The organism is Bradyrhizobium shewense, assembly GCF_900094605.1.
GTDB lineage: Bacteria > Pseudomonadota > Alphaproteobacteria > Rhizobiales > Xanthobacteraceae > Bradyrhizobium > Bradyrhizobium shewense.
In genome coordinates, this window is record NZ_FMAI01000013.1 from 1 (window position 1) to 15,979 (window position 15,979).

Here is a 15,979-nt window from a genome sequence, read left to right on the forward strand (position 1 = left end):
AAACGCAAGATCGCCGGCGGTCGAAAGCGCGTTCGCGACGCTCTCTACATGGCTGCTCTCAACGCGGTTCGACGGGCCGATCCGTTCAAGGCCTTCTATGAAAGATTGCGACAGGTCGGCAAACCGGCCAAGCTCGCCCTCATTGCCGTTGCCAGGAAGCTGCTAACGGTCCTTAACGCTATGATGCGCGACAGGAAACCGTACCTGAAGGCCGGCCCCCAATAACAGTTGCCGGATCTGCGCTCCGCTTCGCTGCGCTTGTCCGGGACGACAGTGAGTGTGCGGGAACGACAGCCAACGGAACCTCCCCTCCCCCACGCACTTATCACGCAGCCGCCGCACCTCGGCGGAACCACCGAGGCTGCGCGGATGATCGACGATCTCTGGTACAAGAACGGCGTGATCTACTGCCTCTCCGTCGGCTCCTATATGGACGCCAACGGCGACGGCGTCGGCGATTTCAAGGGCCTGCTGCGCCGGCTCGACTATCTGCACGGCCTCGGCATCACCACGATCTGGCTGATGCCGTTCCAGACGTCGCCCGGCCGCGACGACGGCTACGACATCGCCGATTATTACAGCGTCGATGCGCGCTACGGCACGCTCGGCGATTTCGTCGAGTTCGCCCATGGCTGCAAGCAGCGCGGCATCCGCATCATCATCGACCTCGTCGTCAACCACACCTCCGACCAGCATCACTGGTTCAAGGAGGCGCGGCGCGACAAGAACTCGCCATACCGCGACTGGTATGTGTGGTCCGACAAGAAGCCGGCCGGTGCCCACAAGGGCATGGTGTTTCCCGGCGTGCAGAAATCGACCTGGACGCGCGACAAGGAAGCGGGCGCGTATTACTTCCACCGCTTCTACGATTTCCAGCCCGACCTCAACACCTCGAACCCGCATGTGCAGGCCGAGATCCTGAAGATCATGGGGTTCTGGATCCAGCTCGGCGTCTCCGGCTTCCGCATGGACGCCGTGCCCTTCGTGATCGCGACCAAGGGCGCGAAAGTGAAGAAGCCGGTCGAGCAGTACGACATGCTGCGCGCGTTCCGCGAATTCCTGCAATGGCGGCAGGGCGACGCCATCATCCTCGCCGAAGCCAACGTGCTGCCGAAGACGGACATGGAATATTTCGGCCGCGATGCCGACCGCATGCACATGATGTTCAACTTCCACGTCAACCAGCACCTGTTCTATGCGCTGGCCTCCGCAGATTCGCGGCCGCTGGCGAAAGCGTTGAAGGCGACCAAGCCGCGGCCGGCGACGGCGCAATGGGGCCTGTTCCTGCGCAATCACGACGAGCTCGATCTGGGACGGCTGACCAAGGCCCAGCGCGACACCGTGTTCAGGAATTTCGGCCCCGACAAGGACATGCAGCTCTATGACCGCGGCATCAGGCGGCGCCTCGCGCCGATGCTCGGCGGCGACCGCAGGCGGCTCGAGCTCGCCTACAGCCTGATGTGCACGCTGCCGGGAACGCCCGTCATCCGCTATGGCGACGAGATCGCGATGGGCGACGATCTCTCATTGCCGGAACGCAATTGCGCGCGCACGCCGATGCAATGGTCGACCGAGCCGCATGGCGGCTTCACCAAGAGCAACAAGCCGGCCTGCCCTGTGATCGACAAGGGGCCTTACGGCTATCCGCACGTCAATGTCGCAAAACAGCGGCGCGATCCCAACTCGATGCTGAACTGGACCGAGCGCATCGTCCGCATGCGCAAGGAGGTGCCTGAAATCGGCTGGGGCGATTTCGCGATCATTCCGGTGCGCGATCCCGCCGTGTTCATCATGCGCTACGACTGGCGCAACAATTCGGTGCTGTTCGTGCATAATCTCGACGAGAAGCCGCGCGAGATCGCGTTCTCGGTGGGGCTGCCGGACGAGGCCGGCGCGCACCTGATCAATCTGCTCGCGGAGGACCACAGCCACGTCGACAAGCGCGGCCAGCACCGAATCGTGCTGGAGCCGTATGGCTATCGCTGGTACCGCGTCGGCGGGCTGGATTATCTGCTGAAGCGGAGTGATATCGACGGGACTACGGCGCGGGGGAAGAAGCATCCGGGGTAAGAGCATCTACGCATCGCTATACTCCACCGCAGCCGTCCCCTCCGCTGTCGTCCCCGCGAAAGCGGGGACCCATAATCACAGGGAGAAGTCTGGGGCGCGCTGATCACTCCGAGTCTTCGCCAAACCACTCCCTGTGGCTATGGGTCCCGGATCTGCGCTGCGCTTGTCCGGGACGACCGCTACGGCGGAGCGACGATTACCCCCTCATTGCCACGCAGATCCAGCACGCCTTCAATGCGCTCGTCGTCGCGATCCAGGAACGTTGACAGCAGTATGCTGCTGCCGAAACGTATCGCACTCGTCGTCACCGCGACCGGATCGGGGCCGAGATTGAGCGCCACGATCACCGCCTGCCCCTCGGCTTCGCGGCGATAGATCAGGAGATCGCCTTGTGCCGCAATCGGATGATAATCGCCCGCGACCAGCGGCCGACTGCTCTTCCGCAGGGTGATCAGGCGTCTGTAGAGGTTGAGGATCGAGCGCGCGTCGGCTTCGAGATTGACGACATTGTCGCGCACATAGTGCTCCGGCAGCGGCAGCCACGGCCGCGCCGCCGAGAAGCCGGCGAATTCGGTCGCATCCCACTGCATCGGCGTGCGGCAGCCGTCGCGGCCGACACCGATGCCGGGCACGTTCTTCTCGAAGGGGTCGCGCACGTCCTCCGGCGCGATCGCCACCTGGTGCATGCCGATCTCGTCGCCGTAATAGAGCGTCGGCGTGCCGCGCAGCGTCAGCAGCAGCATGGCGGCGACGCGGGCCTGCTCCGGCCCGACACGGCTTGCGACCCGCGGGCGGTCGTGATTGCCGAGCACCCAGTTCGGCCAGGCGCCGCGCGGCAGCGCCTTCTCGTAATCCTCGATGATCTTCTCGATCGAGCGCGCGCTCCAGAAGGTCAAGAGCAGCGCGAAATTGAACGGCATCTGCGCGCCGGTGAGATCGTTGCCGTAATAGGCCATGAGGCGATGCAGCGGCAGATAGATCTCGCCGATCAGCACGCGGGCTCCGAATTCGTCGGTGACGCGCCGCATCTCGGCGATCACGTCATGCACCTCCGGCTGGTCGGTGGAATATTGCGTCATGATCCTTTCGTTCGGCGGCCGGCCCTCGACGTAGTGCGGATTGAGCGGGTTGTCGCGGAATTCGACATCCTTGATCAGGTGCCAGATCACGTCGACGCGAAAGCCGTCGACGCCCTTGTCGAGCCAGAACCGCATCACGTCGTAGATCGCGGCACGGACGTCCGGATTGCGCCAGTTCAGGTCCGGCTGCTGGGCGAGGAAGGCGTGGTAATAATATTGCCCCGTGGTCTCGTCGAACTGCCAAGCGCTGCCGCCGAACTCGGACAGCCAGTTGTTCGGCACCCCGCCATCGGGTGCCGGGTCGCGCCAGATGTACCAGTCGCGCTTGGGATTGTCGCGCGAGGCGCGGCTCTCGACGAACCAGGGATGCCGGTCGGAGGTGTGGTTCGGCACGAGGTCGAGGATCAGCTTCAGGCCGTTGTCGTGGGCGGCCGCGATCAGCGCATCGAAATCTTCCATCGTGCCGAACAGCGGCTCGATGCCGGTATAGTCGGCGATGTCATAGCCGAAATCCTCCATCGGCGAGGGAAAGATCGGCGACAGCCAGATCGCATCGACGCCGAGCGATCTGACGTAAGGCAGCCGCCGCAAAATGCCGGCGAGATCGCCGACGCCGTCATTGTTCGAATCCTGAAAGGAGCGCGGGTAGATCTGATAGAAGATGCCGTCGCGCCACCAGTTTTTATCGCCCTGAGCCATGCTGGAGAACCCATCCATAAATCTGCGCCTCGGGCGGAAGAACGCGACAGCAGCGCCCCGGTTCAAATTGGCGAGCCAATTGGGACGGCCGTGTGACGGCGGGCGTGATTGTTCCAGGCTCCATTCCAGATCTTTGGCCGAATCTTTTGCTTGGCGGCATGGCAAAAATCGGCATTGTGGCGCCATGACCGAGCAAAATGACACCCAAGACTCTTCGCAATCCAAGGCCGGCGCGATCATCGTTCCCGTGACGCTGTTCGAGCAGAACTGCACCATCATCTGGGACGAGCCCAGCAAGAAGGCCGTGGTGATCGATCCCGGCGGGGACGTGCCGAAGATCCTGGACGCGATCAAGCAGACCGGCGTCACCGTGGAGAAGATCTGGCTGACCCACGGCCATATCGACCATGTCGGCGGCGCGGCCGATCTGCGCGATGCACTGAAGGTGCCGATCGAGGGGCCGCATGAAGCGGACAAGTTCCTGCTCGACAACGTCGTCGACAGCGGCGCACGCTTCGGCATGACCGGCGTGCGCAATTTCGCGCCGGACCGCTGGCTCACCGAAGGCGACAGCGTATCGATCGGCGGCTTGCAATTCGATATTTTCCACTGCCCCGGCCACTCGCCCGGCAGCGTGGTGTTCTTCAACAAGGAGCTGCGCTTCGCCCATGTCGGCGACGTCCTGTTCGCCGGTTCGGTCGGACGCACCGATTTGCCGGGCGGCAGTCATGCGACGCTGATCAACTCGATCCTGACAAAACTGCTGCCGCTCGGCGACGATGTCGGCTTCATCTGCGGCCATGGCGCCGGCTCCAGCATCGGCCAGGAACGGATGACCAATCCGTTCATCACCGGCGAGATGTGAGCTTTTATTCTGCCGCGTCCACAAGCGACACCGCTTCACTGAGGTGACGATCGCCCCAGTCGCGGATCGCCGCGACGACGGGCACGAAGCTCTTGCCCTTGCGGGTCAAGCGATATTCGACCTTCGGCGGCACTTCGCCGAAATCCTTGCGGTCGATCAGGCCGCTCGCGGTCAGGGCCTTCAATTCACGGCTGAGCACGCGCGGGGTGATCTCGGCGCTGCCTTCCGTGCCGCGCAACAGGCCGCTGCGGATCTCGCCATAGCGGCGCGGGCCGTCCTTGAGGTCCCAGACGATGCGCAGCTTGTACTTGCCGCTGATCATCCTCTGAAAGGCCGCGACCGGGCAGATGCGCGCCGGGTTCGCCTTCGCCATGTCGTCTCCTCCACGCGTTAGCCACGCCTCACGCGAGGATAGGAGCAACGTCGAAAAAGTCCATACTATCAATTTTGTCCATACTTGCAGGATCGTTTGCGAGCCGCAGATGATGACGCACACGACGAACAGGGAGCGTCACATGAAGCACTTCATGATCAGATATGAATTCAGGAACGGCACCACGGAAGCCTGGCACCAGGAGGTCGGCCGCTTCATCAAGGCGATCGACGGCGATCCCGAGCTGACGGGCCGGATCGGCTATCGTGTCTTGAAGAATCGCGACGACGGCAGCTATTTCCATCTCGCCAGCGTCGCTGACGATGCCGCGCAAAAAGCGCTGCAATCGCGCGACTTCTTCAAAGCCTATCAGGAGATGACGCGGAAGGTCGCCGGCGGCGAGGTGACGGTGACGCCGATCGAGTGGATCGGTCAGACGGCGTAGTTTCCGCGGGCTGACGCGACGACATCGCTACAAACTCCGCTGTCGTCCCGGACAAGCGAAGCGCATATCCGGGACCCGTAACCACAGGAAGCCGTGACTTGCGGGGGCTCGGAGTTGCACCTTCGCGCCTCACTTTGCCCTGTGGCTATGGGTCCCGGATCGGCGCGCGCTTGGGGCGCGCTTGTCCGGGACGACAGTGGGGCTACTTCATCAGCCCCGCGGCGGTCAGTGCGCGCGTGATGATCTGGCCGAGATCGAAGCTGCGAGCCTCCTCGCGCGTCGGCTCGGCCGGCTGTTCGGCGACCGCCGTGCGGATTGAGCGGGCGAGATGCGGCGCGGGCGTCAGTGCCGGTTGCGCTACAGGCTTGCTTGTAGACTTGCTTGTAGGCTTGGCCTCCGCCTTTGCAGCGTCTGCAATCCAGCCGGTGAGGCCGAAGAACTTTGCGATGTGATAGGACGAGGAAATGCCGGCCTCGATCAGGAATGCGCCTTCGACGCCATAGCGCTGGTCGTTGTCGGCCAGCCCCAGCGGCGTGCCGTGCGCCATGTCGGTGATGGCGTAAGACTCGACCAGCGTCTCGCCGTCCTTGCCCCACCAGGCCTGGCGCGGATAGCCGTCGACATTGGTCTCCGCCATCGGCGCTTCCGGCAGATCGTGCAGATCGAGCCACTGCTTGACGATCTCGTTGGCATTGCCGGGATTGACGGTGCGGTCGGCGCTGCCGTGCCACACCGAGACCTTCGGCCAGGGACCGCGATAATCCGAGGCATTGCGCACGAGATCGCCGAGCTCGCGCGCGGAACGCACCGGGGAATGAAACATGCCGTCCAGTGCCTCGCGCAAATTCGAGGCGATGCCATAGGGCAGTCCGGCAATGACCGCACCGGCCGCGAAGACTTCCGGATAGGTCGCGAGCATCACCGACGTCATGCCGCCGCCGGCGGACAAGCCGGTGATGAAGATGCGCTTGGGATCGATGCGATGCGCCTCTGTCATATGTGCGATCATCTCGCGGATCGAATGCGCCTCGCCGCTGTCCCGCGCCGTATCTTCCGGATTGAACCAGTTGAAGCAGGTGTTGCCGTTGTTGATACGCTGCTGCTCGGGCATCAGCAGCGCGAAGCCATAGTGCTTCGCGAGCGTCGACCAGCCCGCGCCGAGATCGTAGCCCGCTGCGGTCTGCCCGCAGCCATGCAGCACGACGACCAGCGCGCGCGGCTTCTGCAACTGCGCCGGCACGAACGCGAACATGCGCAAGGCCCCCGGGTTGTGGCCGAAGCCGGTGACCTCTTCCAATGGACTGGACGCATCGGCGCTTCGGCCGAGCTCGGCAAAGCGCAGACCGTCCAGCCTCGGCAGACGTCTCAACAGATCAACATTTTTGGCTAACGACACGGCAACTTCCTGGTGGGCGGCTTTCAACGTTCAGCCAAACCAGATAGTTGCTGCATTGCAAAATAAAAAGACCGTGCGCTGTCGATCCACGACAATCACGGGAAATTCCGCAGAAATCCGCACGAATTAACCGCAATGCCTCGGCTTCACGCAGATGCGCGACGCATCCACGACAGAAATGCGGCACAGATCATGATTAATGTCACAAACAGCGCAAGCGAGACCAGAAATCCTGCGCGCGCTGATTGCAAGGCATCGATCGCGAAGAACACCGCGCCGATTGCGGCCACTCCGGCCGCATTTCCGATCTGCGCCGTCGTGCCGTAGATGCCGGACGCCGAGCCTGCGGCGACAGGCTTGACGGTCGAGAGCACCGCGCCGGAGAGCGGCGCCATCACCAATCCCTGACCGTAGCCGAAGATGATCATGACGAACGCGAGCAGAAGCGGCGATGGCGCATCGATACAGGCTGCAACAAGCGCGAGCGCGGCGAGGCCTGCGATCTGCAGCGTGCAGCCTTCGATCAACACCTTGGTGCCGCGATGACGCGCCCGCGCGCCGCTGTGGCGCGAGGCCACGACGAAAGCGAGCGCAAGCGGGATGAAGGCCATGCCGGCTGAGAGCGGCGGGATCTTCAGGCCGCGCTGCATGAACAGCGTCATGACGAGGTAGAAGGAGAGATTGGCAAGGAAGAAAAAGAAGGCGGCGCCAAGCCCGCGCAGGAAGGCGGCATCCGCCAGCAGCGTGAGGTCGATCAAAGGCATGCCGCCGGCACGAGCGACTGCGTGCTCGAGCTTCAGGAACGCTACGAGGACGACGCCGCCGGTCGCCATCACGGCCCACAGCCAGGGTGCCCAGCCAACATCGTGACCAAACAGCAGCGGGCCGATCAGGCAGAGCAGCCCCGCGAACAGGACCATGCTGCCTTTGATGTCGAGCCTCGTCCCCGATCGCCGCGGCACCGACGGCATGATGCGCCAGGCGGCAGCTGCAATGACGAGGCCGCAGGGCACGTTGACGAAGAACACCGAACGCCAGCCGGTGCCGGCAAGATCAATCGTGACCAGCAGACCGCCGAGCAGGAAGCCTGCGGCGCCGGCCAGCCCGAGCACGATGCCGTAGATCGCGAAGGCGCGGCTGCGCGTCTCGTCCGTAAAGAGCAGATGCAGCGTCGCCAGCACCTGGGGCACCATCAGCGCCGCGGTCGCGCCCTGCGCCAGGCGGGCGATGATCAGCTCCACCCCGGACTGCGCGAGCCCGCACCACAGCGAGGTCGCCGTGAAGCCGAGCAGGCCGGCCAAGAAGACAGTCTTGGTGCCGTGGATATCGCCGAGCCGGCCGCCGGTGACGACAAGCGTGGCATAAGCGATCAGGTCAGGTAGATCGCGATGACCGCTTCGATCTGCGCGGGCGATGCCTCCAGCTCGACCGCAATGGTGGGAATGGCGACGTTCACGATGAAGGCATCGACGCCGAACATGAACTGGGCGGCCACGACGATGGCCAGCACCCACCAGCGGCGGGACGAATCGATCTGTTGTGTGACGATCTGATGCATCGGCGCGTGGCCTCGAACTATCGTTGCCAGATCATCCTAGATCACCTGCGGTGTCGCGATTGCCTCGGAGGTAGGATTCGCGCGCTCCGAACTCGTCATGCCCGGGCTTGTCCCGGGCATCCACGTGCTCGTCTCCGCGCGCGAAGAGCGTGGATGGCCGGGACGAGCCCGGCCATGACGAAGGACCTCGCTTCGCCGCATGCCTGCATTCCGCCGCGCGGGACACCGCGCGATTGCGTTCGCGGCCTCCGGCACGTAGCTTCGCCGTCTCAACAAATAGAAAATCAAAGCCGGAGAGAACGCCATGGCGCGCCTGAAGTTCGGAGCCTTCCTTGCCCCGCATCACCCGATCGGGGAGCATCCGATGCTCCAGTTCCGGCGCGATCTCGACCTGGTCGAGCAGCTCGACGCGCTCGGCTACGACGAGTTCTGGTGCGGCGAGCATCATTCCTCGGGCTGGGAGATGATCGCCTCGCCCGAGATGTTCCTGGCTGCAGCCGGGGAGCGCACCAAGCGGATCAAGCTCGGCACCGGCGTGGTGTCGCTGCCCTATCATCATCCCTACAATGTCGCCCAGCGCATGGTGCAGCTCGACCACATGACCGGCGGCCGCGCCATCTTCGGCTCCGGCCCCGGCGCGCTCGCCTCCGACGCACACACGCTCGGCATCGACCCGATGACGCAGCGCGACCGCCAGGACGAGGCGATCGGCGTCATCCGCCGGCTGTTCAACGGTGAGCGCGTCACGGCCAGGAGCGACTGGTTCACCATGAACGATGCCGCGCTGCAGATCCTGCCGCTGCAGGAGGAAATGCCGTTCGTCGTGGCCTCGCAGATCTCTCCATCAGGCATGACGCTCGCGGGCAAATACGGCTGCGGCATCATCTCCTTGGGCTCGATGACGACGCAGGGGCTGATGTCACTGCAGCAGCAATGGCAGTTCGCCGAGGACGCCGCGAAGAAGCACGGCACGAAGGTCGACCGTGCCGACTGGCGCGTGCTCCTGACCTTCCACATCGCCGAGACCCGCGAGCAGGCGCGCAAGGAAGCCGGCGCCGGGCTGATGCGCTGGCACAACGAATATAATGTCGGCACGCTGCAGCGGCCGGGCCTGACCGCGTTCTCCTCGCCCGACGAGGCCGTGGACAAGACCGCCTTCGTCGAGGGCGCGGCGTCCACCATCGGCACGCCCGACGATCTCCTCAAAACCATCAAGAACGTGATGCAGGTCTCCGGCGGCGTCGGCGCCATCATCGGCTTCGTGCACGACTGGGCCAATCCGGAAGCCACGCGCCGCAGCTGGGACATGGTGGCGCGCTACGTCGTGCCCGAGATCAACGGCTATATCGACGGCCTGCGCAGGTCGCAAAAATTCGTGATCGAGAACCGCGCCATCTTCGAGCGCGCGGGCCAGGCCGTGATGGCCAAGATCATGGAGAACGAGAAGGCCGCCGAGGCGCTGAAGGTGACCGGTCCCGGCCGCGTCGCCATCCCCGCCGTCAACGCGCCGGATCTGCAGAAGGAAGCGGCGAAGCGATAGGACGCGCTCAGCCCGTCGTCCCGGGACGCGTGTAGCGCGAACCCGGGACGACGGCGGGGGGTGTGACGATTTTGTGCGCAAGACGACCGCAGCTCATCGCGGCCAGATCGTGCTATGTTCGCGGAGCCTGCCAACCGGAGCAATCGTCATGTCGATGCAGAATGTTGCCGCACCGGCGCCCGACTTCACCGCGCCCAAACGCAACGCGCTGACGCACATTCCCGGCGACGAGGGATGGCCGATCATCGGCAAGACCTTCCAGGTGCTGGCCGATCCCAAGGGCCATATCGAGGCGAACGGCGCCAAATACGGCCCGGTCTACCGCACCCATGTGTTCGGCGAGACCAATGTCGTGCTGCTCGGGCCCGAGGCCAACGAGCTCGTGATGTTCGACCAGCAAAAGCTGTTCTCCTCGACCCACGGCTGGAACAAGGTGCTCGGCCTGTTGTTTCCGCGCGGATTGATGCTGCTGGATTTCGACGAGCACCGGCTGCACCGCAAGGCGCTGTCGGTCGCGTTCAAGTCCGGGCCGATGAAATCCTATCTCGCTGATCTCGACCGCGGCATCTCCGCGCGGGTCGCGCAGTGGAAGGCCAAGCCCGGCGAGATGCAGCTCTACCCCGCGATGAAGCAGCTCACGCTGGATCTCGCCGCGGCGTCCTTCCTCGGCGCCGATATCGGGCCGGAGGTCGACGAGATCAACCGCGCCTTCGTCGACATGGTCGCCGCCGCGGTCGCCCCGATCCGCCGTCCCCTGCCCGGCACCCAGATGGCCGCCGGCGTCAGGGGGCGCAAACGCATCGTCGCCTATTTCCGCGAACAGATCCCGCTTCGCCGCGGCAATCATGGCGGCGATGATTTGTTCTCGCAGCTGTGCCGCGCCACCCATGAGGACGGCGCACTGCTCTCCGAGCAGGACATCATCGACCATATGAGCTTCCTGATGATGGCGGCGCACGACACGCTGACCTCGTCGCTGACCTCCTTCATCGGCGAGCTCGCCGCCAATCCGGACTGGCAGGACAGGCTGCGCGCGGAAGTTCTCGCGCTCGGGCTCGCGCCGGGCGCGCCGAGCAGCTTCGACGATCTCGAAAAGATGCCGCTGTCCGAGATGGCGTTCAAGGAAGCGCTGCGGATCAAGCCGCCGGTGCCTTCGATGCCGCGCCGCGCCATGCGCGACTTCACCTTCAAGGGTTTTACGATTCCCGCCGGCACCGCGGTCGGCGTCAATCCGCTCTATACCCATCACATGAAGGACATCTGGCCGGAGCCGGATCGTTTCGACCCCTTGCGCTTCACCGAGGAGGCGCAACGGGGTCGCCACCGCTTCGCCTGGGTCCCGTTCGGCGGCGGCGCGCATATGTGCCTCGGCCTGCACTTCGCCTACATGCAGGCAAAATGCTTCGCGCGGCACTTCTTGCAGAACATCGAGGTGTCGCTGGAGCCCGGCTACAAGCCGGACTGGCAGATGTGGCCGATCCCGAAGCCGCGGGACGGGTTAAGGGTGCGGGTGAAGGCGGTGTGAATTAGTGCACCGTCATTCCGGGGCGATGCGAAGCATCGAACTATGGTGCGCAATTGCGCACCTGAGAATCTCGAGATTCCGGGTTCGCACTTCGTGCGCCCCGGAATGACACCCCCGTAGGGTGGGCAAAGGCGCGGAGCGCCGTGCCCACGATTTGCCGCGATGGAAAGGGTTGGTGGGCACGGCGCGAAGAGCGCGCCTTTGCCCACCCTACGGCACCGTCTCCGTCGCTTACGCCCCCTGATCGAACGCCTTGCGCAGCGCCACATAGCCCTGCTGTTGCTGGCTCCAGTTGCGGCCGCCGGTCATGGCGCCGTCGACGACGAGATCGTGGCCGTTGATGAAGCTGGATTCGTCGCTGGCCAGGAACACCGCAGCCTGGGCGATGTCATCGGGAAGGCCCGCGCGCGGGATCGGCTGCGCGGTCTTGTAGACCTCGCGCATCACCGCCGGCGTCTTCTCCGCAGCATCGGTCGAGAGCCCGAGCGCCTTGCCGAAGATGCCGGTCGCGATCGCGCCCGGCGAGATCGCGTTGACGCGCACGTTGGACTCGCCGAGCTCCATCGCCACGCATTTGGTGAGATGGATCACCGCTGCCTTGGCCGCGCTATAGACCATCGAGGACGAGAACCCGGCGAGGCGGCCGGCGATGCTGCCATTGTTGATGATGCTGCCGCTCCCCTGCTTCTTCATGGCGGGCGCGGCATGCTTCATGCCGAGCATGACGCTGCGCACCAGCGTCGCCATCGCCGCATCGAAGCGCTCGACCTCGAGGCCCTCGATGCCGCCGGTCTGCGCCGGGCCGCCGGCATTGTTGAACAGGCAGTCGATCCGGCCGAACTTATCCACGGCGAGCGCGATCAACGCCTGCATCTGTGCTTCGACCGTCACGTCGGTCTGGCGGAAGATGCAGTTGGCGCCGAGCTGCTTGGCCAGGGCTTCGCCCTCCGGTACGCGCCGCCCCGCGATCACAATTTTGGCACCTTCGGCAACGAAGACTTCCGCAGTGCGCAATCCGATCCCGCTCGTCGCCCCCGTAATCACCGCAACCTTGCCGTCCAGCCTGCCCATGGAATGTTCCTGTTTTCGAACGATTTGATGCCAAATGGCGAACATCGGCCGCTGCCATCGCCGCGGGCGCCACTATCCCTGCCGGCCTCCGACAAGGCAAGCTATGCTTGTGCTGACGGGATGCGTAACATCTTCACAGGTCGCTCGATTTTCGAACGCATATCGCAACTGGGCTGCGCATGGGGAAGCTGATCGAGGAATTCCGCAGGGGTTGGCAGGGTGCGGCGCCGCCATCGCTCGGTCTGAGCATTGCCTTTGCGGTGGCCTGCCTGCTGATCGCGACGCTGACGCGCTGGGGGCTCGCGCATGTGCGACCCGACGTCTACTTCACGCCCTACTTCCCGGCCGTGTTCTTCGCCGCCGCGTTCGGGGGCTTCCGGATCGGAATCGTGACCGCGCTGGTCGGCGGCATGCTCGGCGTCGTCGTGAATTTCGGCGATGCATTTGCCGATCGGGCGCGGTTTGCCCTGCTGGCACTCTATTGGGCGGTCTGTGCGCTCACCATCTGGGGTGTCGAGCACTATCGCACCATGCTGGCAGAGCAGCGCCGGATCTCCAAGCGCCTGATCGAGGAAGAAGAGTATCGCAAGCTGCTGGTCGACGAGCTCCAGCACCGGCTGAAGAACAAGCTGTCGACGGTGCACGCCGTGCTGCACCAGGTGCTGCACGACCACCCCCAGGTCTGGGACCGGGTCGATCCGCGGTTGCGCTCGCTGGCCGCGACCGACGATCTGATCTCGCGGATCGACAAGGCCGGCTGTGACATCCGCGACCTCCTGATCTCGGAGCTCGGCCCCTATGGCCATGTCCGCTTCACCCTCAATGGCGACCGCCTGTTCCTGCCGCCGAAGCTCGCGGTCACGCTGTCATTGATGTTTCACGAACTCGCCACCAATGCGGGCAAGTACGGCGCGTTCTCCGCGCCGCGCGGTCTGCTGCAGGTGTCATGGACCGTCAGCGACGACCGCCTGATCATCACCTGGGACGAGACCGAGGGTCCGAGCGTGGACAAGGTGTCCGAGCCCGGCTTCGGCACCAAGCTGCTGAAATCGGCACTGTCGTCCTTCGATGGCAGGACCGAGATCTCTTACTTGAAGACCGGGCTGCATTGCATCATGCAGTGCCGCATCCCCCGAAGTGAATAGCATCGCGCGTCAAGCGAAAGCCGGCCCGCGCACCCCGTCCGCAGTTTCGCATGGGCTGTTGACCCTCTGTTAATGACGATTTTCTGCGCGCGTCGCATCGCCGCAAGTTTTCTCCAAAACACCCCCGTATTTCTCCGTACCCCTTAACCAAACCTAAGAGGGAACCGCGCAAGATCGCGCCCATTGCAAAGGCGCGCTGAAACAACAAGATTCATGACTTCTATGAACGACAACCAATATTCCGGCGCGACTGAAGCCGAGCTCGGTTTTCTCAAGGAAATCGTTAGAATGCTGCCGGTCGGCCTGACCGTGCAGGATGCGCATGGCGAGCTTCTGCTGGTTAACGATGCCGCCGCCGCACAGCTCGGCATGGACGGCAGCCGTCCCTCACCCGATCTTGCGCCGCGCCGCGAAGCCTGCCGCCGGGCGCTGAGCGCCGGCCAGGCTGTCGTCACCGAGGAGGCGCTTCACGGCGGCGCCGCGCGCCAGGTGCTGCTCACGACCCATCGTCCCGTTCGCCTCGCCGGACGCGAGCTGCTGATCTCGGCGTCCTCCGACATTACCGAGCAGAAGAATTTCGAGGACCAGCTGTTCCGCTCGGCCTATTTCGACGAGCTGACCGGATTGCCCTCGCGGCGCGTGATCGAACATCACGCCAACAATCTGCTGGCGGAGAATGGCGGCGGCGAGCGTTTCGCGCTGGCCTTCCTCGACGTCGACAATTTCAAGCACATCAACGACTATTACGGCCACGCCGTCGGCGATGCGCTGCTGGTCGAGCTGTCGAAGCGGCTCGGGCGCGACTTGCGCGATTCCGACATGCTGTCGCGCATCTCCGGCGACGAATTCCTGCTGCTGCTCTCCCCGATCCAGAGCCAGGAGGAAGTCGCCGAATTCATGCAGTCGACGCTGGAGCGGCTGACGGCGCCGTTCTTCATCGACCATTCGGAACTCTTCGCCTCCACCTCGGTCGGCATCAGCCTCTATCCCGATCACGGCCGCAGCTTCGAGACGCTGCGCCAGAATGCCGACATCGCGATGTACCGCATCAAGAACGACGGCAAGGGATTGGCAGCCTTCTTCGATTCCAGCATGGAGCGCGAGGCGCTGGCGCGGATGAAGATCGAACAGTCGCTGCGGCTCGCCATCCTGGAAAAGCGTTTCTGCTGCGCCTTCCAGTCCAAGGTCGACATCCGTACGCAGGCGGTGAAGGGCATCGAGGCTCTGGTGCGCTTGCGCGACGACGAAGGCGTGATCCAGGCGCCGGGATCGTTCATCAATCTTGCCAGCGAGCTCGGGCTGATCGACGAATTGACCCATCTCGTGCTCGCCGAAATCGTCAAATCGATCGACCTGATCAACGAGACGTTCGGCGCGGAAGCGACCATCAGCATCAACGTCGCAGCCAAGCAGGCCGGCAACCCCGAATTCATGCGCAGCTTCGCGCGGGCGCTCGACGACACCGGCTTTCCGCAACGTTTCATGATCGAGGTGACCGAAGACGCCTTCGTCGCCAAGAATCACTTCCAGGACGAGATCCTGCCGATATTCCGCAAGCTCGGCGTCGGTATCTCGATCGACGATTTCGGCACCGGCTATTCGTCGCTCTCGGCGCTGGCCGACATCACCGCCGACGAGATCAAGATCGACCGCTCCTTCATCACCGACATCCATAAGCGCCCGCGCAGCCAGGGCATCCTGCGCGCGATCGAATCCTTGAGCGAAGCGCTCGGCATGACCGTGATCGCCGAAGGCCTCGAATCCTACGAGGAGCTCGCTTATCTGCAGGCCGCAACCAAGATCCGCTACGCCCAGGGCTATTACTTCTCCCGTCCGATCTTTTTGGAGGAGCTGAAGCTCGCAACACCGGCCTCGAGCGAGTCACGCGCCAGCGTAGTGAGCCGCCCGGCGCAGCAGAACCGCCAGGGCTATTCGCGCGCGAGCGGGTATCGAAGGTAGGCCGCAAACCGCCGCCGCACGCACCGCTGTCGTCCCGGGGCGCGAAGCGAACCCGGGACCCATAACCACAGGGCGTGGTTTGGCGCGAAGATGGTCACTCCGAATCCCAGTAATCACATCTCCCTGTGGTTATGGGTCCCGGATCTGCGCTTCGCTTGTCCGGGACGACAGCGGAGAACGGGGCTCGCCGCAAACGGCCATTTCTCCTCTTTGAAATTGCTACCCTTTTGCTAATACACAGGCAGACTTCCCCC

The 15,979-nt window shown here is 64.0% G+C and carries 12 protein-coding genes and 1 pseudogene; 8 read left to right on the forward strand and 5 right to left on the reverse strand.

Annotated elements, in window-relative coordinates; genetic code table 11:
* A partial coding sequence (locus GA0061098_RS23600; protein ID WP_165637563.1) for a transposase occupies positions 1-225 on the forward strand: 225 nt, incomplete at its 5' end.
* A 144-nt stretch (positions 226-369) separates the two neighbouring features.
* Entirely contained in the window at positions 370-2,070 is a 1,701-nt protein-coding gene (locus tag GA0061098_RS23605; RefSeq protein ID WP_091961933.1) for an alpha-amylase family protein, read from the forward strand.
* A 179-nt stretch (positions 2,071-2,249) separates the two neighbouring features.
* Here GA0061098_RS23605 and GA0061098_RS23610 read toward each other — a convergent pair whose 3' ends face one another.
* Positions 2,250-3,848, reverse strand: a complete 1,599-nt coding sequence (locus GA0061098_RS23610; protein WP_091961936.1) for an alpha-amylase family glycosyl hydrolase — start codon at positions 3,846-3,848, stop codon at positions 2,250-2,252.
* Between the two features lie 184 nt (positions 3,849-4,032).
* Here GA0061098_RS23610 and GA0061098_RS23615 point away from each other — a divergent pair, with 184 nt between their 5' ends.
* A complete protein-coding gene (locus GA0061098_RS23615) occupies positions 4,033-4,713 on the forward strand; it encodes an MBL fold metallo-hydrolase (protein ID WP_091961939.1) in 681 nt (226 codons plus the stop codon).
* Between the two features lie 4 nt (positions 4,714-4,717).
* Here GA0061098_RS23615 and GA0061098_RS23620 read toward each other — a convergent pair whose 3' ends face one another.
* Complete coding sequence (locus tag GA0061098_RS23620) at positions 4,718-5,086, reverse strand: winged helix-turn-helix transcriptional regulator (RefSeq protein WP_091961945.1); 369 nt, start codon at positions 5,084-5,086, stop codon at positions 4,718-4,720.
* Positions 5,087-5,228: 142 nt separating this feature from the next.
* Between GA0061098_RS23620 and GA0061098_RS23625 the strand changes: the two genes are divergently transcribed.
* Positions 5,229-5,531, forward strand: coding sequence for a hypothetical protein (locus GA0061098_RS23625; RefSeq protein WP_245323506.1), 303 nt, complete (start codon positions 5,229-5,231; stop codon positions 5,529-5,531).
* 202 nt (positions 5,532-5,733) lie between these two features.
* On the opposite strand, the gene GA0061098_RS23630 is transcribed toward GA0061098_RS23625, so the two are convergent.
* A complete protein-coding gene (locus GA0061098_RS23630; protein ID WP_091962510.1) occupies positions 5,734-6,927 on the reverse strand; it encodes an extracellular catalytic domain type 1 short-chain-length polyhydroxyalkanoate depolymerase in 1,194 nt (397 codons plus the stop codon).
* Positions 6,928-7,073: 146 nt separating this feature from the next.
* Positions 7,074-8,485 (reverse strand): annotated as a pseudogene (locus GA0061098_RS23635) (MFS transporter).
* 304 nt (positions 8,486-8,789) lie between these two features.
* Here GA0061098_RS23635 and GA0061098_RS23640 point away from each other — a divergent pair.
* Both GA0061098_RS23640 and GA0061098_RS23645 read left to right on the forward strand, forming a co-directional pair.
* Positions 8,790-10,025 (forward strand): LLM class flavin-dependent oxidoreductase, encoded by a 1,236-nt coding sequence (locus GA0061098_RS23640; protein ID WP_091961951.1) that lies wholly within the window; start codon positions 8,790-8,792, stop codon positions 10,023-10,025.
* Between the two features lie 148 nt (positions 10,026-10,173).
* Positions 10,174-11,550 (forward strand): cytochrome P450, encoded by a 1,377-nt coding sequence (locus GA0061098_RS23645; RefSeq protein WP_091962514.1) that lies wholly within the window; start codon positions 10,174-10,176, stop codon positions 11,548-11,550.
* Between the two features lie 231 nt (positions 11,551-11,781).
* Here the strand turns inward: GA0061098_RS23645 and GA0061098_RS23650 are convergent, their stop codons facing one another.
* Positions 11,782-12,621, reverse strand: coding sequence for an SDR family NAD(P)-dependent oxidoreductase (locus GA0061098_RS23650; protein WP_091961954.1), 840 nt, complete (start codon positions 12,619-12,621; stop codon positions 11,782-11,784).
* A 179-nt stretch (positions 12,622-12,800) separates the two neighbouring features.
* On the opposite strand from GA0061098_RS23650, the gene GA0061098_RS23655 reads away from it, so the two are divergent.
* Both GA0061098_RS23655 and GA0061098_RS23660 read left to right on the forward strand, forming a co-directional pair.
* Entirely contained in the window at positions 12,801-13,766 is a 966-nt protein-coding gene (locus tag GA0061098_RS23655; protein WP_091961957.1) for a sensor histidine kinase, read from the forward strand.
* A gap of 222 nt (positions 13,767-13,988) precedes the next feature.
* A complete protein-coding gene (locus GA0061098_RS23660) occupies positions 13,989-15,725 on the forward strand; it encodes a putative bifunctional diguanylate cyclase/phosphodiesterase (protein ID WP_165637564.1) in 1,737 nt (578 codons plus the stop codon).
* Positions 15,726-15,979 lie beyond the last annotated feature (254 nt).